This window comes from Solwaraspora sp. WMMA2065, from assembly GCF_030345075.1.
Classification (GTDB): Bacteria; Actinomycetota; Actinomycetes; order Mycobacteriales; family Micromonosporaceae; genus Micromonospora_E.
Genome location: NZ_CP128361.1, coordinates 4,611,828 through 4,636,737 on the forward strand (window position 1 = coordinate 4,611,828; position 24,910 = coordinate 4,636,737).

Below are 24,910 nucleotides of genomic sequence, written 5' to 3' on the forward strand. Positions count from 1 at the left end.
CGTACGACAATGCCTAGCCCTCCAGATCGAACATGGGTTCCGCCTGGGGTGGGAACCTCTTCGCGTAGATTTCGTCGGGATCTGGGCAGTCCTCAAAGGAGTCAGGCTGGGCCACATCTGGAGCAAAGTCGGTGCTCCGGCCAGTAGCCGGAAGACCGCATTCTGCCCGAATGCGGTTGACCATCTGAAGGTCGAACTTTGCGACCTGAATAGGGAGGGTGTAGGGTGATGAGTCGGTTCGGAGGCGGACGAATCCTCGATCGTCCACACTGAGTATCTGGTCGGTGAAGTCTGAGAAGTCGTAGAACTTGGCCAACTTGTCGACCTCTGCTGAGTTGTTCATATACGCACACACCCAGTTCGCAGTGTTTGAGAGGATTGATTGATCAACTGTGGACACCTCTTGCGTCGCATAGATGAGACCAATCTTGTACTTAGCGGCTTCGCGTGCCAACCGAACATAGGGGTCATTCGCCTTGGTAGTCTTCGCAAACTTGTCGCGATCAAGAAGCCGGTGCGCCTCTTCTAGGAAGATCTGCATAGGACGCGGCGGCATTCCATCACGGAACCGCTTAGAAGAATTGCTTAGGATCACCGAGATAACACGCTCGGCGCAGACCTGGAGCACCTGTTCCGACCCACGTGATAGGTCGACAATTACCAGCCGGCCTCTCGCGAGATCAGCGTAGATCGACGGCGCAAAATCAGTTGTCGCGTCAGCCGCGTGGTACTCACTAAGGAATCGAAGGATCTTCCAGCCGCTCGCAGAACCGGTCGGCGAGAGCATGTTCACCATGCCGTCGATAGCAGGATCACCGTGCCCCCCCGACGCCCGGTCCGCGATCCACAACGCAATCGCCTCCACGCCGGACTCCTCAGACACCTCACCGGCTTTGGGCCTCCGGCCTCGCGCCCGTCCCGATGACTTCGCAGCTCGGGCCGCTTCTGTAGCGATGCGAACACATGCCTCCTCCAGCTGCGCACCGGTCAGGCGCAAGTACTGATCCCTGCCGCTGACGTTCACACCGCGGACGTCCTTGAGGAGGTCGCGCGTTTCCTGGTTCACGGGGAGCTGGCAGCGCCAGTTCGGCGGCGGCCGCAAGCCAGCTTTGTGGAGGATGGCGAAGTACATTGCCCGCACTGCCAGAAGTCGTTTTTTGTCGCCATGGTCGTCGACGTCACTGGGACTCCGCGTGGGGTCGCACGCAAGAAAGTTGTTTATGTATACCTTGTTCTCGCCGGTAAGGAATGAGCTGATTAGACCCCAGCACCCATCGATTTGATTATCGTCAAAGAAGTTGAGGGACAGCGGACGGATGTTGTCGGCACGCTCCTTTTGGGTCGCGCCGAGCCGATAGATTCTCACGTTGTCGCCGAGCTGTGCGAGCGCCGTGCCATCCTGGCGATTAGCGTAAGCGTACTCGCCCGCAGGATCGAAGATCAGTTGTCCGACTCGTGTACGTGTCTTGTGCGCATAGAGGTGGACGGCGGACGCCAAGACTTTCATCGTGTTCGACTTGCCAGCTCGCGTCATGCCGAAGACTGCTGTCTTGTGGGCGACAAAGTCCTTCGGTCTTACCCTTACCTGAACTTCAGTGCTCTGACCCTCGGTCCTAGCTACGCGTTCGCGCTTGCGCGCCGAGGAATAGCGCAGCGTGCCGACGACCATCGTCGCGTCTGTGTCTGGCAGGTCAGCGTTAGGAGCCTCATCGCCATGTTGATCGCCAGGGCGCTCGCCCATCGGCAGCTCCACATGGTCGATGACGATCTGGAGGCTCTCGCCATGAGGCTTAGAGACAAGGTAGCCCGCAGCAGCGTACACGGCGTCCACGTCCTTGCCAAAGACAAGATCACCCGACTCATCTTCAACGAATGTGCCGAGTACCCGGCACCGGAAGGCGGCCTGCTGCATCATTGCCTGGGTGAGGTTGTCGGTAGGTGGCGCCGCGTCACGGTTTTGCCTGTAGTGGTTAGTGATGGCGCGGTCCGTGTCGGCGGCGCGGAGGTGAACCAGGTCTGCCTGGTTCGGCAGCGACGTCTCGCAGATGACGCGGAGAAGTATGACGCCACGGTCAGCCGGCTCAATCTCGGCCGAGGCTTTGGGGTCGTCGAACCCCCGCGGGAAAGCGAGAAGTAGGCAGTGTTGAGGTACGCCATACGCGCGCGCTATCCACGAGTCGTTGGTCAGCACGCTGGCTTCGTGATAACCCAGGTTGAAGACGCCGCCGATCTTCACCGACTGCTGCACGAGACGAAATAGTGGAGATTCCTCTGCTGCTGCGTGTTCTCCTAGGTTGAGTGACGACATGGCGAGACCGATACCTCCGGGCGGGTGGCTATTGAACTTTCGATGAAGCACGACCATGATGCATCAGGTGTACGACACTTTTGCGCGTCGCCCGGGAGGCATCGACGGTGTCTGGGCGCCGCTAGCTGACGGACGATCCCGCTACTACGTAGTAGGAATCAGAGAACGGTACATCTAGGAAGTTCGTCACCAGCAGCTCATCGCGTACGATCCGCGCCTGTTTGCGCTGGTTCTCGGCGGGCTGACCAGCTGCCGTGTACCTGTTCTTGACGTAGATCAGGGTTCGGGTAGGGCTCGCCGGATAGAGTGCCCGCGTCGTGGGCGTGTCGTCGTATGACAACATCCACCGGAACGGTTGATCCGCGAGTAGAGCTTCAGCCAGGCGCTTGTGATGATCATCCTGAAAAGACCACTCATACAGGTAGGGGGCTTTTTCCACATAGGGAGGGTCTAGGTAGACTAAGACCTCATCTTTATCTACTAGGTTACCGAACTCGGTCTTGAGGCGAGCGATGCTCGCCGACCAGTCGCCATGCCAGACATCCAGGAGGCGCCCTGTATCGGCGAGCTCGCCAATGGCTCGCAATTTCGTTGCAAGTGCATTCTTGTTGAACCGACAGTCGATCTTGTACTCCGAGGTTTGACTACGCCCGCCGATCGGTCCTGCCCAGCCGTGCAAGATTCCGGAGAACGTGGTCCTGTTCATGAACAAGCATTTGAGACCACGTTCCTTCACTCCACGCGGGTTCGACATCCGCCACCAGTCCCACCGCTCGACCGACACTTCTTCTTCCATCATCCGGTTGACCAGCCAGCTGGTGTGAAACGCAGCTGTGTACCAGAATGACGAGACCAACTCGTCTGCGTCCGCTAGGACGGCGTGTTGAACAGCTCCTGTTCCGAGTAAGCGAAGGGCTGCCGAAGCGCCACCACAGAACGGCTCGAGCAATAGTCGCGGGGGCGGGACGTTCGCGCGCACCAATGACTCAATGATCGGGACAAGCTGACGCTTGGCACCTGGGTACCTGAGCGGACTTAGAACAGCTTGGTTGAACAGTTTTTCGTTAGTGATGGCGCTGGGCTTGTTCAGGACCTCATCCGCTGGCCATGGTCGAACCCGCTTAGGGATGGCTCTGCTCCGCTCGCGTCGGACGACGTGCGCGGCCACCTTCGTTCCTTTCACGTGGATCGCTGGGTCCACCGCACCTGCCGCACCCTCGCGGCGTAGTACGGACACAGATCGGGGCACTCAAACCTTACGGCCGCGCCTCGGTCCAATCAAGACCGCAGGTCGGATACACCCCGAAGCGGGCGAGCGGGGCGTGGCATCACGACGTGACGAGGAGTGTGGGACGGAGGTGCCCGTGCCCACAGCCGTCACCACAGTCCGCTTGGGTTTCAACACGCACCTGGCCGTTCAACAGTCTGGCTCGCCGTCCTCCGGCGCGCCAACCGCGGACGGCTGCGCGAGCACCTGGCGCGCGAAGCTTCGGAAGCCGGCGTCCAGTCTGGAGACAGTCACGAGGAATCCGCAGACGTCTGCGAGTAGCTTGGCAGCGAGCGGGTCGAAGCCTTCACCAAATGCATCAGCGACGGTGGGTGTCACCTTCGCTAGCTGGGCTTCAGCTGCCCACTCGGCGTACCTGAGTTCGTCGCTGATGGAGTTCGGTCGGCGTAGGTGCCGAGTGAGGAGGTCGAGCAGTTGAGGATACCAGGGAGGAAGCACCCCGTCGGACCCGCCGATCACGGTTTGTTTTGGCGCGAGGCGTTGCAGGATCTCAGCAAGCCGTTTCTTTTCCTGCAATGCCATTTGACCGCCGAAAAGGTACTGCTGTAGCGCGGTGTCAATGTCGGTCACGTGGACGGCTCTGACGTTGCGGGCTGCGTGCGCCAAAGAGAGAGTGTACAGCCATGAGCAGTCCAAAAACAATGCGCGATGGACCGGGTGCTTGGGGTCAAGTGCCCTCGCAACCTGTTCCAGATGTGCCACTACCTGCAAGAGGTTGCGGTGCTCTTCGTACACCCAGTAGTCGAACTGGCGATATTCGGCTAGTTTGTCGAGCTTCTTATCCATTCTTGTGAACGCTTTAAGTGAGGCTTCCACCAGCCTCTGATCAAAAAGTATCGACAGCGGCCCTGTCGTTAACTCCAGAGTTGTCGGGTGGAACTCTTCGAGCCGGGCTAGGTCTCCCGGTTCAAGAACGGAGATGCCCAGCCTGGCCGCAAGTTGGCGCGAGGCAGCGGTTACGCCTCCAGCCCGAACCATCCACGCGTCATCGGCTGAGAAGAAATCCGAAACGCCTCGGACCCAAAACATGCGTTCCGTCGAGCCACGTTGCGATGTCTTGCAGTCAGAGATGACCGATCGCAGCGCAAAACCCGGGCTGATAACGATTCCGAGGACGTCTAAGTCGGTAAACGACTCAAAACGAGGCGTAGCCCGGCCTGTATTAGCAGGGATGTAGGCGCGCAGCGGGACGTCGACCCGAGTGGAAAAGCCCATTCGCCACAGGAGGCGGCGAGACGTGATCTTGAGCCCGAGATCATGTTCGGTCACAGGGGTGCCCTTCCCATAGCCGTTGCCATCAACACGCTGTACTCCTTGTCCGTCAGCGACTTCTTCTCGCGGCGGCGGCTCACGGTCTGCAGAGGTGCTTGATAGGGCGAGTTCAGCGAGAGCAGACCACGTGCCGCGTCATCGCCTGCGCGGTCCTCGATCGGCTCGCCGTAGGTCATGAGATCCCGGGCTAGGCGGACCGCTTCAACGTTGTCGTTGGTTACGATGAGCTGAGGCATTACCCAGTTGCCGGACGGTACGAAGTCGACGATCTGCATGCGGAACAATAGCTGGTACTGTCGCTTGTGCGATCCGTGCGGGCTGAGGCGGTGGCCCCGGTTGGGGTCGAGCAGGGCCGTGAGCAAGCGGGCCGGCTCACGAGTTCTCGTAGCACCACCGAAGTGTTCGCCACACCGTACACATGCGATGATCGCGAGTGCTTTCTCTAGCACGCACTTGCGCACAGTCAGAAGGCTCGGGTCAGGTAGGTAGGGAAGGGTGGCAAAGGGCTGGTCGAAGCCCTCGGGGCGGGTAACAGAGGGGGCCAGGATGAAGCCCCGCGTGATGGCGTCTGACAGGGCAGGATAGCTCTTGTCGTCGATGGGCAGACCCTGGTGGGAGCGCACCGCTGCGAGCTCCTCGGCAATGCGGCCACTGCCGTGCTGCTCAAGCAAGGAGCCGAGTAGTTGTGGGTTCTCGAAGCCGAAGAACGGCGAGTAGAGGACCTCCCCGTCGATCAACGTAATTCCGTTGATCAGGGACGCGGCCTTTCCGATCTCGATTAGCCGAGGAACGTCCCCATGATCAAGCCCAAGTTCGGCCTCCAACTCCTCACTCGGCACGGGTGAGTGGGCGAGCCGGTCGACGACGGCTAGCATCTCCTGCTCAAGCTGGCTGGGTTGATCTTCCTGCCAGGCATTGCCTAGCCGCCCGTAGAGGTCTTCGTGGTATGGCACAGTCTCGGTAAAGCTAACGATCTTCTGCCCCCGACGCTGAACGTCATCAACGAGCCCGGCGCGCTCCAAGGTGTCGATGACCGCGTTGAAGGCGTAGGGGCTGATATCGAGCTGCTCGGCCACGATCGTCTTGAGTGCCTCGGCGTCCGAGACAATGTCCTGGCCTCGGACCAGGGATGCAAGGCTTGCAGCCATCCCCACCGTGCGAGTATCCGCCAAGGGGGTAAGCGTAGCGCTGTTCGGATCGACGTTGCGAAGGCCGTTATGAATATCATGGCACCTCAGCCCAGCCCTGAAGCTCTCAAGAGGCCCTGTCATTACCCATCCCCTGACACGCTGTCCATGACCCCCACAAAACGGGCATAACTGGGTCACATGAACCCGGGGCGTGGTCGGAGGGGTGGACGATCACACCGCTGTCCCGAAGCAATCTACCGGAGCAGCCCGGCCGCACCGAACTTGCAACTTCGGTGTCCGCTGCCGCTTCACATTGCGGTTGCCGGCGGCGTGCGACGGGGTCGTGGCGAGGCAGGCCGTCGGGTGCCTGACCGTTGGCGACCACGCATCCGCGATGCAGACGGGCAGCGTCATCGGCTTGGTGGAGGCGCCGGGTCTGTCGAGCCTTGCGTGACGGTTCGAGGCGGTGGGCGCCCAGCTCCTAGCCCTGCAGATGGGGCAACGCTGGAGCGACGACGGTCTAGCCGACCTGCGCATTGTCCGCGACGCCGTACTCGTGCCGGTCCTGTGTCGGGGTCTGATCCTGTGGGAGTACCAGATTCTCGAGGCCCGCGCGCTCGGTGCCGACGCGGCGAAGTCCCGGTGGCCGCGCACCAGCGCCGACACCTTGACCCGCTCGGTGAGGGCGCGGTTGCATCGACCGGTGTCCGCGGGGCGAGCGGGTCGGAAGCGGCCCCGGTACCCAGTACTCCGAGCAGCGCGGGGTAGACCGGGGCGGCCCTGTCTGCCAGGACGACCCTCCTGTCGGCGGCGCCGATGCCCCGCTCGTTGAGCCAGCCGGTCACCGCCTGGGCACGTTCGGCCAGTTCGCTGTAGGTGAGGCGGGTCCCGGGCATCTCGACGGCGATCAGGTCGGGCTGCCAGGTGGCCAGCGTGGCGACCCGCTCCGCCAGGAACACCCCGGCGACCGGCTTCGGCCGGGCCACCTCGCCGGGTTCCTCGGTCAGTTGCCAGCGAAGGCGAGCATGCTGACCGTTCCCGCCGCCAGTATGAGCGTGCGCTGCCGCAGCTGGTCGACCAGCGTGCCGACCGGGAGGCTCAGGATGATGTACGGCAGCGCCTGGGGCTGCCGACCAGTCTGGCCTGGAACGGTGATCCGGTCAGCAGCAGTACCATCAGTGGCATCGCCACCAACGGGAACTGTTTGCCCGCCCCGGAGGCGAGGTTGCCCACCCACCAGAGGACGTAGTCGCGGTTGGCCCGCAGTCGTCCGGGCGCCACGGTCACGTCGCTACTCATGCCCGTTTCTTCCTGTTTCCTCGTCCACGCCTCGGAAAGTAGTCGGCCACCCACCGGTCGTTGTAGACCGTGTCGGCATAGTTGTCGTCCAAGTCGGGGCGGAGGCAGGCGACGTCGGTGAGCTCGTCATGCTCGCGCAGGTGCCGCATCGCCGCGGCCAGCACCGCCCGCTGGAACCGCCGAGACCGATGCCGGTCGGGCCCTTCCGCCGGCGGCACAGCAGCACGTCGTCCCGTCCGGTGACCATCTCCACCGCGTCGCAGGTGCCGGCGTCGACGTGGCACCGAGCTCCCGTTTGACGTCCTGGACCTGCTGCGGATCGATCACGAGAGTCCCCGACTCTCCACCACACGTTGGAAGGGCACGATCGTCGTTCGACGCAGAGCGAAACCACCGTAACCGGCCGATGCGTAGACGGGTGAATGGTAGGCATGCCGGGACCCCGGATGTGCCGTCCCGGTATTCGGACCCCGACGGCTGGCGCCCCGTCATGATCGAAACCCGACCGTACGCGACAACCTGCGACCGGACCGGGCCGGACGTGGGGGATGCTCGTCGTACGAGCACCCACGGAGCACCCAACCGACCACAAGGGATGGCAATGCGAAGGGGCCTGGCTGCCGTTTCGGCAGGTCAGACCCCTGTTGATCTTGCGCGCCCGAAGGGACTCGAACCCCTAACCTTCTGGTCCGTAGTCCGAAGCAGACATTCAGGCCTATCCTGCTTCAACTCACTTTTGTGGTGGTTCGACGGGAGTCGACTTAGTCCGGCTCGATCCTGATGTTTCGCCTAGTTGGCCATGAACGTACACCGGGTCGGTGACGTGCCGGGCGGCGTTCGCTGGTAGTCGCTGGTTACGGCTCACTCTCGACGGCGGTGATGTTGGTCGTTGAGAGTGGGGTGGCGGGGTGGCCGAGCCGGTACGAGCGCGGCGGTTGACGCAAGAAGAAGGCCGTAAGCTGCAACAACTCGTCCGCCGGGGGAAGCGCGATTCCGTGCGGGTACGGCGGGCGCTGATCATCATGGCGTCGGCGTCCGGGACACCGGTCCCGGCGATCGCCCGGCTTCGAATGTTCACCATGGCGAGCTCGAACCACCCCAACCACACCGTTTTGGCCCGAGAAGTGCAGAAATACCTGCGCTGGCGCAACGCCAATGCCCGCCACCCGGACGTGCTGGCCGCGCATCGCCGCGAACGCGCTCGTGTCCGCAGCGAACGCCAACACCGCTGGGGCCGCCCCCGGACCAAGGCCCAATGCTGTTAACTTTATGGGTCCTGGCTGGTGGTGACCCAGAGCCTGATCTTCGTGCGGGGTGGTAGCGGCTTCTTGTACTCGTCTTTCTGGCGTGGGTAGCGGCGGCCGGGTTGGCGCTGCTCGCGGGCGAAGCTGCGTGGCCGGCGTTCGGCGGGAAGCAGGTTACGCGGGTCGGTGATCTCGTAGATGACGTCGTGGACGAGCTCAGCCAGTCGTTCGGGGGGAAAACGCCGCGTCGTCACTGACGTGACGGGCGACGGCATCGCGGGCGCGGGTGAACGATATCCGGTCCGGGTCCAGGCCGGCCTGTTCCGCGCCGGCCACGATCAGATGCCGGATCGCCTGGTAGAGACAGAGCAGCCCGTACACCTCCTGGCGGACGAGGTCGGGTTTACGGGAACGGAGCACGACGTCGGCTCCACCGCGCAGCCGGGTCTCCACCTCCCCGATGGCGGTCTCGATCCGCCACCGGTCGCGGTAGAGGTCGGGAAAGTCCCCCAGCGGATAGGCCCGCTCATCGAGCAGGGTCGTGACCAGGCAGAACAGTTCGCTGACCTCGTACTCGCCGTGCTGGTCGGGTTCGGTCTCGACGGTGTACTCGATCACCCGTACCTCGATACCGGGAATCTCCGCGGCCGGCACCTTCCGCCGCCGTAGCCGGCGCGCCGCGACCGGATCGGCGATCCGCGAGATCCAGGAGCCATCCGCCAGCCGGCGCAACACCGGCAGGTCCACCCCCGCCTTGACCCGAAACACCGCGTGCGCGCCGGTCGCGGCGATCGCCCCCAGGTCCTCGTACGACAGGAAGTTACGGTCACCGACCACCACATCGGTGGACCCGAGCAGCGGCCACAGCGTCCGGGCCAGCGGCTGCTCGCCCTCACCCAGACCACCGAGCGCCACCCCCCGCAGGCAACGGGTACCCGTCTCGGCCAACGCCACCACCCGTACCTGCGGATACCCCACCGGGCCCTGCCCGTTGGACGGCGACCCGAACGCGGCCACGTTCTCCGGCGTCCTCGCCACGTTCAGGCAGAACCCGTCGACAGCCACCTTCCGCAACCCGTGGAAGTACCCCCACGGCGCCTGTTCCGGCCCCACCACCGACCCGCCGAACGAGGTCTCCAACACCCCTTCCAGCACCTCCGGACCCAACCGCCCCCGAGCCTTCGTCAACGCCGCCGCCGTCGGCTGCATCCCCACCTCACGACGCGTCCGGTACCGCCCGGCCCACGACAACCCCGACAACAGCCTGTTCCACACCTCCACATACGCGCTGTCCATGAACAACACACACGCGATCACGTAGTAGACGACCAACCGAGCCGGCAACAACCGGGACCGCTGCTCCCGCGCGTCCCACCGCTCCACCACCAGATCGACCACCTCCGGCGGAAACGCCGCGGTCAACACCCCCACACCCACCAGATCCGGCAACCGAACCCGCGACTCCTCCGCGACCCGCTCCTCAACCCTCGCCACGACCAGCGATCATAACCCCACCCACACTAAGTTAACAGCATTGGGACCAAGGCCGCCTGACCGGTCAGACCCGGAGAAACGTTCATGGCCAACGCACTAGGTCGTGGCCATGCGGGGCCTCGCCATCGACATGTATGGGTTAGCTTGGCGGTTCGTGGAAGCTGCGGAATCTGGCTCGGTCCTGGTGTCTCCATGCTGGTTCCCCGACATTCGAGCACCTCCCATGGAGCACCCGCCCCGCCGTTGGCAGTCATCCGAAGAAGCCTTCACGATATGCCATGGCGACCGCTTCCACGGTGCGGTGCACCCCCATCTTCCGGTAGATGCTGCTCAGCTGGGTCTGCACCGTCCGCACTGAGACTCCGCGTGCGCTGGCGATGGTTGCGGGACCGAGCCCGTCGCATAACAGTCGTAGCGTGTCGAACTCGGCGCGTGTGAGGCGGTAGGGCAGGGTAGTAGGGGTCGGCCGATCGCGGAGGGCGAGGCCGATCTGGGCGGCCAGTCGGGCTACCTCGGCGCGCAGCGGCTCGGCTCCGAGCGCGGTCGCGGCTTGATGGGCTTCCCGGGCCGGTTGTCGCGGGTCGCTGCCGTCGTTTCTGGCGTACGCCGCAGCTGCTTGCCGCCATCGTGCGTAGGCGGCCTCATACGGCCGGTCGAGTTCGGTCCAGCCGGCTGCGACCCGGCTCCACTCGGCGGCGGTGTCGCTGCCCTGCAGACGCCTTCGTTCCGCGCCACACAGCGCTATCAGCCGCGCGGTCTCCGGGGTTGTCTCCTGGTTCGGTGTCCATGCCGCTTGCGCGAGCCAGTCGCCAAATGCCATGTCGCGCTGGTCGGCAGCGCAGCGCAGCCCGACCGCGCACAGGCGCAGCAGTTCGAGCTGGTTCTCGCCGTCGCGGACCGCCTCGATTCCGCGCCGTATCTCGTCGCTGGCCCGGCGCAGGTCGCCTTCGCCGAGCGCGAGCAAGGTTTGCGCGGTGTGCAGTGGCCCGAGAAACCGGGGATCACGGCGGTGGTCGGTGTCAGCGATCGAGTCGAGTAGATCGTGGGCCTGGGCGTACGCTCCCCGCGCCACCTTGATCTCGCCGAGAGTAAGCCGCAGGTAGAGGCTCTCGGCTGGCGACCGGCCCTGGATCGCCTCCGTGATGATCCTCTCGGCCTTGCCCCAGTCGCCGAGCAACATGAACGCGGCGCTGGCGTTATTCGCCAGGACCATCGTCTGGCGCGTGTCCGCGAGGCCGTACCGCCGTGCCTCCGCCAACCCTTTCGCAGATGTCTCGGCTGACTCGCGTAGCCGTCCGGCATGCTCCAAGATCAGGCTGAGGTTCCCGTGCCCCCGCAGCAGGTCCTCGATGTGGTTTACGGCCTGCGCGATCTCGATCGCCCTCTCCAGCAGACCGGCGCCGCCGGGGTCGCCGAGCAGGCCGAGTGCGAGCCCAGAGATGTTCAGCGCCCGGCCCTCCTCAGCTCGTGCCCCTGAAGCGATCGCTGTCCTCAAAGCCTCGGTAGCACGTTCACACCCGTCCTGATACCGCCCGGCTTGCAGGTCGGCGGTGGCAACGCCGACGAGCACGCGGGCCTTTACCGCCGACGCCGGCTTCTCGCGCAAATCCGAGGCTGTCTCCCGGAAGGCCGTCGCCGCCTCGGTCCGGCGGCCCAGCTCCCACAGGTAGGTGGCGCGTCGCTCGCTCAGCTCGGCGGCTCGGTCGGCGCCGCTTTCGGCGGCGGCCTGGCTGATGTAGTCGAGTGCCTGTTCGGCGTCGCCTGACCAGCGGGCCGCTTCGGCGGCCCGCAACAGCAGTTCCTCCTTGGTGACCCCGGCGGTCTTCTCTGGGTCCTGCGTGTGCGGCCACACTCGCAGGGCGCGGGCGTACTGGGCCTGGGCCGCGCGGAAGGCGAGTGTGCGCTGGGCGGCGTCGCCCGCGTCGACGGCTGTGGCCAGTGCTTCCGGCCATCTTCCGGCTTGATACCAGTGGCTGGCCAGTTCGGCCGGAGCCGTGCCTGCGGCCAGACTAAGGTGGGGGTCGGCGGTGAGGGCTTCGGCCATCGCTAGGTGCAGATCGACTCGGATGTCGCGGACCGTTGACTGGTAGACCGCCTCGCGCAGCAGGGCATGCCGGAACTGGTAGACGTCCTCGTCGCGGTCGGTGACTAGCATCTGCCGGTCGAAGCACTCCTGCACTGCCGCGCCGAGCGCGTCGGTGGGTAGGCCGCTGATCCGGCGCAGCAGTCGACGGCGGATCGCGCGGCCGGCGACCGAGGCGACTCGCAGCACCTCGAGCGCGTCCGGGCCGAGCACGCGGATCCGAGCTAGCATCACCGACTGGACATCGGCCGGCAGCGGCAGGGAGCCCTGGTCGTCCAGTACACCGGCCGCGATCAGCTGCTCCGCGTAGAACGGAATGCCGTCGGACAATTCGAAACACCGCTGCGCCATGTGTGGTTCGGCGTCACCATCACGTGCAGCGGTGAGGAACTCGCGCATCTCCGCCAGGGTGAACGCCGGTAGCTCCACCCGTTCGGTCCGGCGCGAAAACAAGGGACTGGCCAGCATCTGCCACAGCGGATCGTCCCGCCTTAGATCGCTGGAGCGATAGCCGCACACTGTCAGCAGGCGGCGCCCTTCGGGCCGGACACGGGCGAGATGCCGTACGAGATCCAGGGTGGACGAATCGGCCCACTGCAGGTCATCCAGGATCAGCACGACCGGGGCGTCCGCGCCGATGTGTTCCAGCATTTCACCGACGGTCAGGAACACCTGCTGAGGGCTCGTCATCCCGGTGTCACCGGAGTCGAAGAAGTCGATCAGCCGCCGGTAGGCAGGCCCGCCCAGCCGCACGCCGTCCTTGCGGCCGAAGACCTCCAGGATTTCCAGCAGCGGCCCATACGGCGTCGGGTCGCCGAAGTGCGGCTCGCATGCCCCTTCGAGTACGTGGGCGCCCGACGCGCGGGCCTGCAGGGCGAAGGTGCTCAACAGCCGGCTCTTGCCGATGCCGGCTTCGCCGCCGATCAGAACCGCCCGGGGGTTGCCCTCCCGTGCGTCGGCGAGACGCTTCGTGAGTAGCCCGAGTTCCGCCGTGCGCCCGACGAACGAAACAGGGCGTGGCTCCTCATACAGGGCTTGCCATCTGCCCGCGCCATCCCCCGGGCGATCTGGCCCGGAGGAGTGGTCGGGGTGTAGCCGGTACGGCGTGTCGTGGATCGCGTCTCGGGATGCGATGCTTGGGCTGCATACGTAAGTTCCGGTAATCGTCGCCGTCGTCGTTCCGTCGGCCTCTCGGGTGCCAGACGATGTACTTCGCGAAGGTCTGAGGACGAACCCGCAGGCCCTCGCACCGACACGGCCCTGGATCTGGACGGCGTCGGAGGGGCCGGCCGTAGCCGCGGACGGCCCCACAACAACAGTGCCGCATCGGTCGCGGCTACCGTCGTTGCCGGCCGATGAGGCGGCGTGTTCATCGCCACGCTCGGCCGAGCACAGCACACAGCGGCCTCCACGTCTGAATGTCCGCCCCGGCACGCGCCGACCGCCAGGCACCGCGTCGACCACACCCGACTGCCGCTACTGGCCGAGGCCGGATGATCCCGCTGACCGGTGCTCGAGACCGGGCGACTGCTCGCCGACGCCCTCCACCACCCACAACCACCCGACCACGCCATCGCCTCGCTGACATGGCGCGCCGACCTCAAGCCCGCCCGCTGGTACCACCAACGCACCCGACTCAACCGCGGCTACGGGAAGTGCCTCTCTGGCCGAGAGACGTCGTCGGTGCGATAGTTGTAAGATGACATGGGGAACGGTAACCGCATCGGCACTAACTGCGGCACTTACCTTAGCGGGAGGTCTGGTCCTTTTGCGGTTTCAAACCGCAACTGAAGCTGCAAAGGAACGGCGTGCGGCGCGCAGGCAATGGCATGATGAGGCCGTTAATGTAATCGTTGATGTTAGTAGCTTGACGTTAGATGCAGGCCTTCTTGCCCTTGGTCTTCTGACAGGAGCCGCAGGTGAGATTCGAGCCGACCGTAGCGACGAATGGAAGGACCTGCAGGAGCAGTGGAGGGAACTGCGCCGTCGGGTACAGAGAATAGCACGTGGGCACCCTGACCCCCGTATGCGCACCGAAGCTGCTCGTGTAGCAGACGCCACCATGCGCGCATTGAGGGTTGCGTTCGAGTCTGTCAATCAAGCTAGACGCGACGATGAAGAGCTGCTTCAAATCTTCGAGTCTGAAATCGCGTCGGCGACTCGTTCCTACATTCAATGCCTTCACGGCGACGATGATGGGCAGCCAGTGTCAACGCTGCGCCGCATTCGCGACGCCTACCGCGAAAGTGGAGTCTTTCTGAGGCCGATGGAAATTTCTTAGTGAATCTTTGCGATAGTTGCGTCGGGCGGCGTGTTCGTCGGCGGGGTCGGCTGGGTTCACGGCCCCGCCGTCACTGTTCTACGTCCGGTTTCACCGTGGACACCAGCTGGCGGACGTTCCTGCGTGCCCAGCGCACGGCCTGCTGGCGATCGATTTCCACGTCGACACGATCCTGCTGCGACGCTTGTACGTGCTGGTGGTGATAGAGGTGGCCACTCGCCGTGTCCATCTACTCGGGGCTACCGCCAATCCGGATCACGCCTGGGTCGTCCAGCAGGCCCGCAACCTCGTCATGGACCTCGACCAACAGACCCGCCGGTACCGTTTCCTGATCCGAGACCGTGATGGCAAGTACAGCGCAGCGTTCGACGAGGTCTTCGCCGCCGAAGGCATCGAAGTGGTCAACATCCCAGCAAAGACACCGCTGGTGGACTGCTACATCGAACGCTGGGACGCAGCCTCCGCGAATAGTGCACCGACCGGCTGCTGATCTACGACGAACGACACGCCCGGACCGTGGCCGGCAAGTACGTGGACCACTTCAACAACTGCCGACCACACCCCACACCAAGGCCGACAGCAACACCCACCCAACCACGACCCGGCCATCACCATCCCCATCAACAATCCCGTACGACGCCGACAACGACTCAGCGGAGTGATCAACCAGTACCACCAAGCAGCCTGACACGATCTACGCTGCGGCAGAGGAGCACCCACGGAGCACCCCAGATCCATGATGGACTGCGACTATTGGCCAGCGATCGCGTTCCCGCAGGTCAGCGCGATAGCCAGGTGGGCCCGATCGACCAGAGGCGGCCTGTGCTGCAAACTTTTAATCCTTAGGTTCTGGGTTCGAGTCCCAGGCGGCCCACCACATGACCTGGGAAAATAGCAATCAATCGATGATTGGCCCACCCTTTATCTGGCCAGATTTGCCGGATATGACCCGCTATGCGGGGAGCACCCAGCGAACACCCAAGACGCCCACGACCACGGTCGGCGTCGACGGCTGCAGCCGGACTGCAGGGTGTGGTACGCAGAGCGGGGGAAGGCCGGCCGGGTGGCCATGCTCGCCGCCGGGTGCAACCCGGCCGTTCCGGGCGGCTTCATGTAGAAGTTCGTCAACTTCCGGCTGCGGTTGGTCGTGGTCGGCGACATCACGGCCGCACCGCTGGCGCGCGCCTTGTCCGCTGGCCCGGTCCTTCAGCAGCTCCAGGTACCGCTCGTCGTCGGGCGTCTTGTTCACGCGGAGAGACGCCAGCCGCTGGGTGCGGAGTCAGTTGGCGACCTGCGCGTCGACGATCGGCGCGGCGTTCGGGTCAGAGATGCCATCGACGGCCGTGGTGAAGAACCGCCACGTGGTGAAGAACGCCCCACCCAGGTACGCGACGGGTCGGCCGTCGGCGTGCGGCCTGGGCCTGACCGCCCACAATCCCGCGCACCGGGCGGGGCTGGTGGACCCGAACGGCCGTGAGCCCGAGGTGCTCGACGCGGCCTGCCGATATGCTGCGGTCGGGCGGCGCGGCACCATCTCCATGTCGATCTCCCGCAAGAGTCGATCGCGCCGCCCCGACCCCTGCCCGGCATCACCCCGGGTCGTTGGTGCTCTGACCGCCGGGTGAGGCAGGTGGGCCGGCGGCCCGTGGCGGTGTACTCGGCGACGGCGCGGCCGGCGGCGGCGACACTGACCCGGGCCAGGACGGCGGGTACGGTGACCAGGCCGGAGTCGGGCGATTCGACAACCGTGATCGGGCCGCCGGGTTCGCGCTCGATGCCCCGCGTGCCGTCCGGGAGCCAGCACACTGCGGCCCGGTTGACGCGCGTGTCGACGTCGATCCGCAGCTGAGCTGGCCCGTCCACGGGGCCGATCCAGATGGTCTGGCCGGTTCCACCGTGGGCCATGATCGACTCAGCCTGGCCGGCGAACAAACTCGGCGGCGCGGCCCGGGTCGGGCAACGGCTCGCGGTGGCCGTGGTAGTCCACCATCACCGCGGCCAAAGGTCCTCCTTCCCCTATATCGGTCGGTCGGGCCGTGTGGCCGGCGGGCGCTGGTGGGCGCGATCGCGGTGGCGGCGCGTCGGGCTGGGGCCGCCGGCATCGGTCTTCTGCCTGGGTCCTGTCGAGCGCGGATGGCCACTCCAGGGGTCCCGCAAGTACGGGCCGTCGTCTTCCTGCTGTCGTGAACTCATCCGCGACCTGGGCTGCGTCCATGGTGGTGATCCGGGTGTGATCGGGTTGCTTCCCTGTCCAGTCCCCCGTAGATGTCGAACGTGGTTGTTTCCGGGAAGGGGTGGGAGTGTCACGTCGACGGCGTACCGGTCGCCGTTGCCGTGCGGGCGGCCGCGGTCGGGTCAGTCGACGAACGGCCGCTCGGGATGCCCGACACCGGTGACGTGGTCGCGACCTCGTGGCCGTGGTGCGGCTCGGTCGCTGGCCTGCGGCCCCGGCAGGCGATGGTGGTGGTTCCAACCTTGTACCTCGTGGGTCTGGTGGGTTGGCGCGTCTGGCTAGCGGCCGAGGCGTCTGGCTGTCTCGTCGGTCAGCGTGTCGGTGAGGTCGTGCAGGAGTGCGAGCGCCGTGTCCGTCTCTGCGGTCGGTGTCAGCGCTTGCACGTATGCCATCACGATCAGGTTCTCGTCGCGGACGAGGTGAGTGATGTCGATCTGGGTGGCTCCGAGGCCACCGCCGGCGGTGGTGCTGTTCGCGTCCAGGTCCTGGACGGTTTCGAATGATAGGCCGCTGTCTTCCCACCAGCCGGTGAGGTCGGCGGTGGTGGTGCCGGGTGTGGTGTCCTTCCACAGGTCGACGTAGCGGGCGGCGTCCTGGTTGTACGCCTCGACCGCGCCTGGCACGTCGTCGTAGACCCGGACCTGTACCCCGCCGACCGGTTCGAATGCGCCGAGTTTGGTGGTGAGACGCCCGTCGGGGGCGTGGGCGACGAAGGCGCAGGCCGCCGACCAGTGGGTCCGGCCCATGGTCGTCAACCCCGAGATCATCCGCGCGGCCCGGGACAGGCTGCCCAACCCCGAGGGCATCGCCAACGCCCGACCACTCGCCCCGCTACTCGAACCAATCACCGACCCCGACCGGCCCGCCCACCTGAACATCCACCGACGCGACCGCCTCGGTGGCATCCTCCACGAGTACGAGCATGCCGCCTGACCTGCCCGGATGTCATTCTCGGCAGGTACACCGTCGAAGGCCAGATCCGCCGCGCCGGCGACAACTTCCGAAGCGCTACCGGCCCCCGGCCAGCCAGCCCCGCAGCGACGCCGGCGCGGACGGCAGACCGTACCGGCCGAGCAGCATCGCCACCATCGGCCCGTCTTCCCAGACCACGCTGTCCACCAACGCGCGAACCGCCGCCTGCTGGGCATCGACGATCCGGCCTGGTCCCGTCGCCCCGGCGTCGCGGCCCCGCCCCGTGGCGTCGTGTTCTGGGAAGGCCGCGTCCAGCAACGCGCCCACCAGTGTGAACCGGTCAGTGCCGGGCACCGTGTCGGCCAGCCGCCGCGCCAGGATCTCGACCCGATCCGTAGCGCTGTCAGAGTCCAGGCGCGCCAGGGTCAGCGCCGCCAGCCCTGACATACCCCCAGCCAGAAACGGCCAGTCCGGCACCGGTTCGGTCGCGTCCAGCAGGCAGGCGTACAACTCCTCGACGAGCGCTCGCGGCGGCCGGGCGGTCAGCCGGGCCACCCCCAGCACCGCCGACCACCGCTCCGCGCGGTTTGGGCCGGCCCGCCGACGCGACAGCGCCTCGACCAATCCGGTGTCGGCCTGGGTGGCACCGCACAGACCGGCGGCTACGCAGGCCGTCGCCGCCACCACCGGGTCCGAATCCCCGGCGATCACGCGCGTCAACGCGGGAACTATCAGGTCGCGCTCCTCAGGGAACCAGGCCAACAGATGCGCGGCGTGCAACCGCACCGCAGGCTCGGGCGACCGCAACGCCGCCACATACACCGCGACACCCGAACGGACCGCGTCGTACGCCTCCAGGTCCCACCGTGCCGCGCACCGATCGGCCTCCACATCCCGGTAGCGGACGGTCGACTCCCGCGCCCGCCGCTCCTCGCCGTCGACAGCTGCGGCCACCCACATCGACTGCTCATGTTCCAACTCCGCCAGCGTCATGGCAGCCTGGCGGTCCACCTCACGCCGAACAGCGGCAATGTCCGGCGACTCGGTCAACCAGTAACTCTCGTCGCCGATCGCGATCATCCGCAGCACCTGGCAGGCGGCGAACCGGTCAGGCGCCGAAGGATCCGCTACAACATCGATCAGAAACTTCGCGGCGACGGCACTTGCCTCGTACCGCGAACCCTGATGCACCAGACGACCCGCCAACGCCCGATACGCCCCACGACGGACCACCGCATCACCCGACCACAACCCGTGCAAAAGCTCAGGAAGATCTTCGGCCGCACCATGGGCGTCCTCAAGCGAGGCCCAGTCCATTCGCCGCAACGCCGCTATCCGCTCAGGCATACACACTCACCACCCACCGAACCACGACTTACCACCGTTTGAACGAACCACTCCACCGCAGCCACGGTTGATCGGCATTTATCGATATTTGCGAGGTCACGCGTCCCAACGGTCGGCTTGTGCATCACAGAGAACGCCGACCCTGAGAACGGCCAGGGAACCGTCCAACACACCCGCACGCTGTTCGGATGTCAACCGGTCACCGCCGGCATACTCCACGGTGGGTGGGTCCATCCGGTGCAGCCACACCGAGCAGTCACCCGTGTCATCCGCATGCCCTCGGCCGTCGGCTATGTATTTGAAGGATCCAAACGACTGGTCATCCGGACTGACCGACAGGACCAACCCAGGACCGGACACCGCATCAATAATGGCGACTGCTGCCGGACCGACATACACTCCAGTAGCACTATCCGCGTATGCTTCACGAGTCAGCTCGAAACCGGCCACGGAAATCATCCGCCGGTATTCGATAGACTCGTTGGTTGACGCCCCACAGGTAGCAACTCCGAGAACCAGCAGCGGAGGCAACAAGAAAGCCATTAATCGTCTCGGGGTCAGCAACTGAATACACCTGACTCACAAATCAGCTGGTCCGAGGCCTGCATATAGCGACCTATTGTTGCGGTATAGGTAGAACCCCTGGGGCCGAACCTCCCTCTACTGCGAGCCGCATTATAGTTATCCGGTCCGATATTATATATACCTGCGGCAACTTGTTGTGGCGTCCAGATGGCCCGCATGCCATCCGGAGCGTTCTTCTCCGCCAGCGCTTGGTAGTCGGCAAGGGCGTAGGCGGTCACCTTGATCGAGAGCGATGGGTCGGCAATGAGGTCAGTCCAGTCAACGGAACCCAGCGCCTCCGGATGGTTTCCCTTAACTTCATTGAAAGTACCTTCCTGAATGTTACCCCATCCGATTGATGGAGGATTGCATCCTTCACCCTTCTTAAACCCAGTTACCCACCCGACGATATTCTTGATCGGACCGTAGACCCCGAGCTTATCGGCCGCAACGGAGAGCAACTGCAACCTCCTGTCGAGCGGGTCCCAGTTCTCAGAGTTTCCAACCTCTGCCATAAGCACGGACAGAACAAGCCTCGGATCGACACCCGCTTCCGCTCCGTATCGCACAGCGTCGACCATCCAGGCGGCCGGACCCCCACATCCGCTGCGATTATCGGAGCCGCCCGAGCAGCGCGACGGGAAGAGTCGTTTGAGGGCCGTCGCCCAGTTGGCGTTCCACTTCGGAGCGAGCGGCGTATTTCCCCAACTTGAAGTGCGGTCGTGCCCACGTTCACACGACTTGATACTCGAGCAACTCCCCTTCTGGTCGGTGGTCTCGTGTTTTCCACCGCCGCCCGCGTCATCCTCCTGGACGGTATTGGTGGCGAGGGGCCTGAGGCCGTCGGGGTCACTCATGGTGATGGGGTTGTTGTTGGCGTAGGAGTAGCCGTTCCATTGTTGGGGGTCGCCCATGTCCTGGATGGGGTCGACGCTGATGAACTGGCCGGTGGTGGGGTCGTAGTCGCGTGCGCCGAGGCGGGTGAGGCCGGTGGTGGTGTTTTCGGGTTTGCCGAGGAAGCCGCAGTTGTCGGGTGGGGTGGTGGTAGCGCCTCGTGGTGCGCCGTAGGGCGTGTATTGGCGCCAGGTCGGGGTCTGGGCGGTGTGGTTGAGGTAGAGGGTGGGTGTTCCTTGGCGGTCGGTGATGGCGAAGGTGTAGTTGGTGCCGGTGCCGGTGCGGATGCAGACGGTTCCGCCGGGGAGTGTGTAGTAGCGGGCGCCGGTGACGGCCTGGGTGGTGGTGTTGAGGGTGTGTTGCTGGCCGGGGAGGTAGAGGGTGGTGGTGCCGGGGTCTTTTTGGAGGAGCAGGTTGCCGTCGGCGTCGTAGAGGAAGGTGCTGTCGCCGGTGGTGCTGCCGTCGATGGCGGTGAGTTGTCCGGCGTCGTTCCAGGTCAGGGTCTGGTTGCCGTTGCCCGCGTCGCGGCTGGTCATGTTGCCGGCGTCGTCGTAGCCGTAGGCGTGGCTGGTGGTGGTGGCTCCGGTTGTGGTGGTGCCGGTGAGGGTGTGTGGTTGTCCGGCGCCGTTGCCGTCGTGGGTGTAGGTGGTGGTGGTGTCGGAGCCGCCGCTGGTCGAGTAGCGGGTTTGTTCGGTCCGGTTGCCGATCAGGTCGAACTGCCAGCTGGTCCAGTAGGCGCTGGACGGGCCGAGGTTGCTGCCGACGGTGCTGCGGCTGGTGGGGGTGGGGGTGGCGGCGCAGTCGTCGGTGGCGGTCCAGGCCTGGGTGAGGCGTTGCAGGTCGTCGTACTCGAAGCACTGGGTTTCTGAGGTGCTTGTCGAGGCGAGCCGGGTGGAGGTCTGTCGGGTGACGTTGCCGTACGGGTCGTACTGGTAGTGCTGCCGGTCGATTTCGGCGGGTGTGGCCGCGGCGCGGGTGACGAGTTGTTGGGTGAGGCGGCCGGTGTGGTCGTCGTAGCTGTTGGTGATGTAGGCCCAGTTGGGTGATGCGCCGATGGTGACCTGGTTGGTTCGTGCCCAGGCGTCGTAGGAGGTGCCGTCGGCGTAGCCGGCGAGACCGCCGACGACGCTGGGTAGGTCGAAGCCGCCGGTGTAGAAGTGGTTGACGGTTTCGGCGGGCAGGCCGCCTCGGCCGGGGTACACGCTGCGGCCCAGCAGGCCGGTGGTGGTCGTGTACACCTGGGTGAAGGTGTAGGCGCCGGCGAGGAGGCCTTCGGCGGTGGGGATGGTGACGGTCTGGCCGATCGGCTTGCCGAACACGTTGAACCCGCGTTGCTGCGTCGTGTACGGGTTGCCGTCCCAGTAGGCGGTGGTGGTGGTGAGTTGCCCGATCGGGTACCGCATGTTGGGGATGGCGTTGTTGGCGTTGTCGTACACCCAGGACGCGAGTTGGTTGGCCGGTGTCTGGGAGGCGATGGTGGCGGCGTACCTGCCGGTCTTGCGGTTGAGCGCGTCGTAGGTGTGTGAGGTGGTCTTGCCCCGGGAGTCGGTGGACTGGAGCAGGTTGCCGTTGCCGTCGTAGGTCATGCCGGTGGTGGTGCCGGCGTCGGGGTCGGTCCTGGCGGTGACCCGCCCGAGCAGGTTGTAGGTCGACGTCCACATGTTGCCGTCGGTGTCGGTGACGCGGTGTTGGTTGCCGTGTCCGTCGTAGCCGTAGGTGGAGGTGACCGGGGTGCCGCCGGTGACGGTGAACACGCCGCTGAAGGTGTTGGCGGGGGTGTTGAGGGTGGGTGGGGTGCTGTATTCCAGGAGCTGGCTGGTGCGTCCGAGGGGGTCGGTCACGGTGGTTCTGACGGTGCCGCCGTCTGGTGGGATGACGGTGGTGCGGTCGCCGTTGTGCACCATGGTGGTCCGGGAGACCTCCAGGCCGTTCCTTGAAGCTGTCGAGGGCGAAGGTGCGGTTACCCGCCTCGGACTTGACTTTCTTGTCGACGGCGGCGTAGCCGACGGTGGTGCGCTGACACCCCCGAACCGATGCGTGTGGGCTGTGGCGAACATCCGCCGCGCTCACAGGCGCTCACAGGCGTCGACCAGAGTCTCGGCTGCGGCCTCGGTCGTGCTGTGGCCGGTCCGAAGCCCGTGCCCGGGGTGTCGCGGCTCCCCGAGAACCGGTCTGCGGCGGTCCGGCCGGTCGGCCCCGGGTGGTGGCCGGCGTTGCCGCGGATGCCGGGGCGGCCCTGACCGCGGTGTGCGACGGGCGGGAGTGGTCGGGCGTTGTCAGCGGGACGGGTGTCCGGTGGACCAGGCTTTTCCGGCAGGGACAATCCGATCTCCGGGACCGTCAAGTCGTAGGTCCTCCGTCAGGTGATGAACTGGAAAATCTTGCCGTTCTCCAGCGGTTGTGGGGTGCCGGTAAAGCGGTGAACGCCGACGGAGAACAGCACGTCGTCGGGAGCGGTGAAAGCCTGTTCGGAGAACCCTGCGTCGGTCAGCCACCTTCGGACAGCCGGTGTCAGGTCGAGGGCTCGTCGTGTCCTGGTCCAGATCACCGTGGCGTCGGCGGCGCAGAGCTGCGGCAGCGCGTGAATGGTGGTGTGGGCGTCGGCGTCGCTGATGTTGCCCAGGACGCCGGCCATGATGACCAGGTCGGCGGGCACCGCCTGCCGGTATGAGGCGAGGTCACCGGCATCGGCCTGCGCGACGGTCACCCTGTCGAGGTTCTCGGCGATTGCTCGGGTCCGGGCCGCGGCGACGTTGCGCGGTTCGTACTCGATCAGCGTTGTACTGACTCGCCTGGCGTCCGGGCGCGACGCGAGCACGGGCAGAATGTCGTGACCTTGGCCGGCGCACATGCTGACCACGGACACCGGTTCACCAGGTCGCTCATCGAGCCACGCGGCGATGTGCTGCTGGACCAGCCTCAGCCGGCGTGCCAGGGGCGAGCCGGGATCGGTGTAGGGGTTGTGCCAGGCGTACCAATCCTTGCCGTCGTTCATGAAGGTGAGCCTGCCAGGGTCAGCCCGCGCGGCGGCGGGTGTCGGCATGCCGAGCATGGGAAGGCTTTGTCGGGGTGGTAGAGCTGTCCTGTTGCGAGGCAGTGGCGCAGGCAGCCGAGGAGCCGGTTGAACAGGTGGCGTAGTGCGGCGGGATGGCGGTCGCCGTGGTCGCGGTGGCGCTGGTAGTGCTGTGCTGCTTGGTGGGTTCGACGTGGGTGGCGGCGACGAAGGCCCAGAGATAACCGGCAGCGGCGAGCCAATCGTTCTTCATCTTGCGGTGGGTGATGGAGGTGCGCGCCCGGACGCGCGGGTGACCGGGGCCGCGCCGGCATAGGCCTTCAGAGCGCGGGCATCGGCGAACCGGGCTCGGTATACCGTCAATCCGGGCCAGATTTGTCGGATATGAGCCGCTACGCGGGGAGCGCCCAGCGAACACCCAAGGCGTCACGGCCTGCAAGGTAGCGTGAGATCAACTTACCGACCCTGTCCGTCGAACCGGGTCGACCCAACTGCAAAACGGGCGAAGCTGATGGGTGAAGCGGAGCTACCGCTGGAGCGCGTCCGTTTCAATCCCCGCCGACTGCTCGGGCTGCGTCTGGCGGCGACGGCGCTTGAGGATCATGTCCCGCACAGTACGGCGCAGGTCCGGTGGGATCAGCCAGATCTGGGCGAACGTGAAGTAGTCCAGCGCGCCCGGCTGCCCGTACCGGCGCGCCTCACGCAGCAGTGTCGCGAAGACCTTGCCACTGCGGGTCGGTGCCGCCATCGAGCTGATCACGCTCATTGTGAGCGCGGCGTACGCGCGGGGCGTCATCAGCGGACGGCTGCGCCGCAGCCACTCGAACTGTGCCTGCCACGGCGAGTCCAGGCTGATCCGTGGCCGGTCTTCGTCCTGATGCCAGATGACCAACGGCTCGTCGGCGAAGGTGAGCGCGACGTCGTCGTGACTCAGCGCGCGCAGCGACCAGTCGAGCTCCTGCATCCGGGGCACCGTCGGATCGAACGGCACCCGGCGGAACAGCTCGGTCGGGGCCATGATCGTCGACGTCTGGATGAAGCCGTCGCCGTGGAACAGTCCGCGCCGGACGGTGAAGTACTCGCTCGGCGGCTCACCCGGATCCGGTAGCCGCCGGGGGATCACGAACTCGGCCCGTGGGGTCCGGTTGACCAGCCGGCTGGCGACGATCGGCAGCGGCGCGGACGCCTCGCGGGCCGCGCCGAGCTGGGCGGCGAGCTTGTGGGGCAGCCATTCGTCGTCGTCGTCGAGCAGCGCCACCCAGGGTGCGCGGGCCTGTCGTACCCCGGCGTTGCGGGCCGCCGGTGCGCCGCCGCTGGCTGGCAGCTCGACTACCCGCAGCCGGGCGTCGGCGACCGCGTCGAGCGCGGATCGGGTCGCCGCATCGGGCCCGTCAACCACGACGATCACCTCGATGTCCTCGACGCTCTGCGCGAGGGCGCTGTGAGCGGCGCGGGTCACGAGGTCCGGGCGGTTGCGCGTCGGGATGACCACGCTGACGGCTGGGGTATCGGACATCACGCCTGACGATGGCGACCGTGGGCGACCAT

General features: G+C 65.6%; 20 protein-coding genes and 1 pseudogene. 3 read left to right on the forward strand and 18 right to left on the reverse strand.

From position 1 onward, the window contains the following. Window positions 1–13 precede the first annotated feature (13 nt). From O7610_RS20980 to O7610_RS21005, 7 genes are all read right to left on the reverse strand, one after another. Window positions 14–2,248, reverse strand: a complete 2,235-nt coding sequence (locus tag O7610_RS20980) for an ATP-binding protein (protein WP_289211667.1) — start codon at window positions 2,246–2,248, stop codon at window positions 14–16. A gap of 181 nt (window positions 2,249–2,429) precedes the next feature. Beyond that, on the reverse strand, window positions 2,430–3,476 hold the full coding sequence (locus O7610_RS20985; protein ID WP_289211668.1) for a DNA adenine methylase: 1,047 nt from the start codon (window positions 3,474–3,476) through the stop codon (window positions 2,430–2,432). 249 nt (window positions 3,477–3,725) lie between these two features. Beyond that, window positions 3,726–4,865 (reverse strand): hypothetical protein, encoded by a 1,140-nt coding sequence (locus tag O7610_RS20990; RefSeq protein WP_289211669.1) that lies wholly within the window; start codon window positions 4,863–4,865, stop codon window positions 3,726–3,728. After that, window positions 4,862–6,040 (reverse strand): hypothetical protein, encoded by a 1,179-nt coding sequence (locus tag O7610_RS20995; protein WP_289211670.1) that lies wholly within the window; start codon window positions 6,038–6,040, stop codon window positions 4,862–4,864. Before O7610_RS20995 ends, O7610_RS20990 begins: the two co-directional genes overlap by 4 nt. Window positions 6,041–6,408: 368 nt before the next feature. Continuing rightward, the gene (locus O7610_RS30725) at window positions 6,409–6,984 is read right to left on the reverse strand and encodes an AMP-binding protein (protein WP_353850281.1); all 576 of its coding nucleotides are present in this window, start codon (window positions 6,982–6,984) and stop codon (window positions 6,409–6,411) included. Between the two features lie 112 nt (window positions 6,985–7,096). Beyond that, window positions 7,097–7,297, reverse strand: a complete 201-nt coding sequence (locus tag O7610_RS21000) for a hypothetical protein (RefSeq protein ID WP_289211671.1) — start codon at window positions 7,295–7,297, stop codon at window positions 7,097–7,099. Then, window positions 7,294–7,515: a hypothetical protein gene (locus tag O7610_RS21005; RefSeq protein ID WP_289211672.1), complete on the reverse strand. Its 222-nt coding sequence runs from the start codon at window positions 7,513–7,515 to the stop codon at window positions 7,294–7,296. The genes O7610_RS21000 and O7610_RS21005 overlap by 4 nt, the downstream gene beginning before the upstream one ends. 840 nt (window positions 7,516–8,355) lie before the next feature. On the opposite strand from O7610_RS21005, the pseudogene O7610_RS30730 reads away from it, so the two are divergent. Next, window positions 8,356–8,562 (forward strand): annotated as a pseudogene (locus O7610_RS30730) (IS630 family transposase); the annotation flags it as partial. A 2-nt stretch (window positions 8,563–8,564) separates the two neighbouring features. Here the strand turns inward: O7610_RS30730 and O7610_RS21015 are convergent. From O7610_RS21015 to O7610_RS21025, 3 genes are all read right to left on the reverse strand, one after another. Continuing rightward, window positions 8,565–8,795 (reverse strand): hypothetical protein, encoded by a 231-nt coding sequence (locus O7610_RS21015; RefSeq protein WP_281553180.1) that lies wholly within the window; start codon window positions 8,793–8,795, stop codon window positions 8,565–8,567. Continuing rightward, entirely contained in the window at window positions 8,758–10,035 is a 1,278-nt protein-coding gene (locus O7610_RS21020) for an IS4 family transposase (RefSeq protein WP_289211674.1), read from the reverse strand. The genes O7610_RS21015 and O7610_RS21020 overlap by 38 nt, the downstream gene beginning before the upstream one ends. 250 nt (window positions 10,036–10,285) lie before the next feature. Beyond that, window positions 10,286–13,582 carry a helix-turn-helix transcriptional regulator gene (locus tag O7610_RS21025; protein ID WP_353850282.1) on the reverse strand — a complete coding sequence of 1,099 codons (3,297 nt, stop codon included), beginning with the start codon at window positions 13,580–13,582 and terminating at the stop codon, window positions 10,286–10,288. 1,001 nt (window positions 13,583–14,583) lie between these two features. Between O7610_RS21025 and O7610_RS21030 the strand changes: the two genes are divergently transcribed. Beyond that, a complete protein-coding gene (locus O7610_RS21030) occupies window positions 14,584–14,889 on the forward strand; it encodes a hypothetical protein (RefSeq protein ID WP_289211675.1) in 306 nt (101 codons plus the stop codon). Window positions 14,890–15,678: 789 nt separating this feature from the next. On the opposite strand, the gene O7610_RS21035 is transcribed toward O7610_RS21030, so the two are convergent. Further along, window positions 15,679–15,939: a hypothetical protein gene (locus tag O7610_RS21035; protein ID WP_281552225.1), complete on the reverse strand. Its 261-nt coding sequence runs from the start codon at window positions 15,937–15,939 to the stop codon at window positions 15,679–15,681. Window positions 15,940–16,910: 971 nt separating this feature from the next. Next, complete coding sequence (locus tag O7610_RS21040; RefSeq protein WP_289211676.1) at window positions 16,911–17,387, reverse strand: hypothetical protein; 477 nt, start codon at window positions 17,385–17,387, stop codon at window positions 16,911–16,913. Between O7610_RS21040 and O7610_RS21045 the strand changes: the two genes are divergently transcribed. Beyond that, entirely contained in the window at window positions 17,377–17,565 is a 189-nt protein-coding gene (locus O7610_RS21045) for a hypothetical protein (RefSeq protein ID WP_281552227.1), read from the forward strand. The two genes, O7610_RS21040 and O7610_RS21045, sit on opposite strands and share 11 nt — an antisense overlap. A gap of 75 nt (window positions 17,566–17,640) precedes the next feature. Here O7610_RS21045 and O7610_RS21050 read toward each other — a convergent pair whose 3' ends face one another. The 6 genes from O7610_RS21050 to O7610_RS21075 all read right to left on the reverse strand — a co-directional run bounded on the left by O7610_RS21050 (window position 17,641) and on the right by O7610_RS21075 (window position 24,878). Continuing rightward, entirely contained in the window at window positions 17,641–18,624 is a 984-nt protein-coding gene (locus O7610_RS21050) for a HEAT repeat domain-containing protein (protein WP_281552228.1), read from the reverse strand. Between the two features lie 363 nt (window positions 18,625–18,987). Further along, on the reverse strand, window positions 18,988–19,341 hold the full coding sequence (locus O7610_RS21055) for a hypothetical protein (protein ID WP_281552229.1): 354 nt from the start codon (window positions 19,339–19,341) through the stop codon (window positions 18,988–18,990). A gap of 107 nt (window positions 19,342–19,448) precedes the next feature. Further along, window positions 19,449–22,253: an RHS repeat-associated core domain-containing protein gene (locus tag O7610_RS21060; RefSeq protein ID WP_289211677.1), complete on the reverse strand. Its 2,805-nt coding sequence runs from the start codon at window positions 22,251–22,253 to the stop codon at window positions 19,449–19,451. Between the two features lie 455 nt (window positions 22,254–22,708). Beyond that, entirely contained in the window at window positions 22,709–23,344 is a 636-nt protein-coding gene (locus O7610_RS21065; protein WP_281552231.1) for a class I SAM-dependent methyltransferase, read from the reverse strand. Between the two features lie 19 nt (window positions 23,345–23,363). Next, window positions 23,364–23,615: a hypothetical protein gene (locus O7610_RS21070; protein WP_289211678.1), complete on the reverse strand. Its 252-nt coding sequence runs from the start codon at window positions 23,613–23,615 to the stop codon at window positions 23,364–23,366. Window positions 23,616–23,888: 273 nt separating this feature from the next. Further along, complete coding sequence (locus O7610_RS21075; RefSeq protein ID WP_281552233.1) at window positions 23,889–24,878, reverse strand: glycosyltransferase family 2 protein; 990 nt, start codon at window positions 24,876–24,878, stop codon at window positions 23,889–23,891. Between the last annotated feature and the right edge of the window lie 32 nt (window positions 24,879–24,910).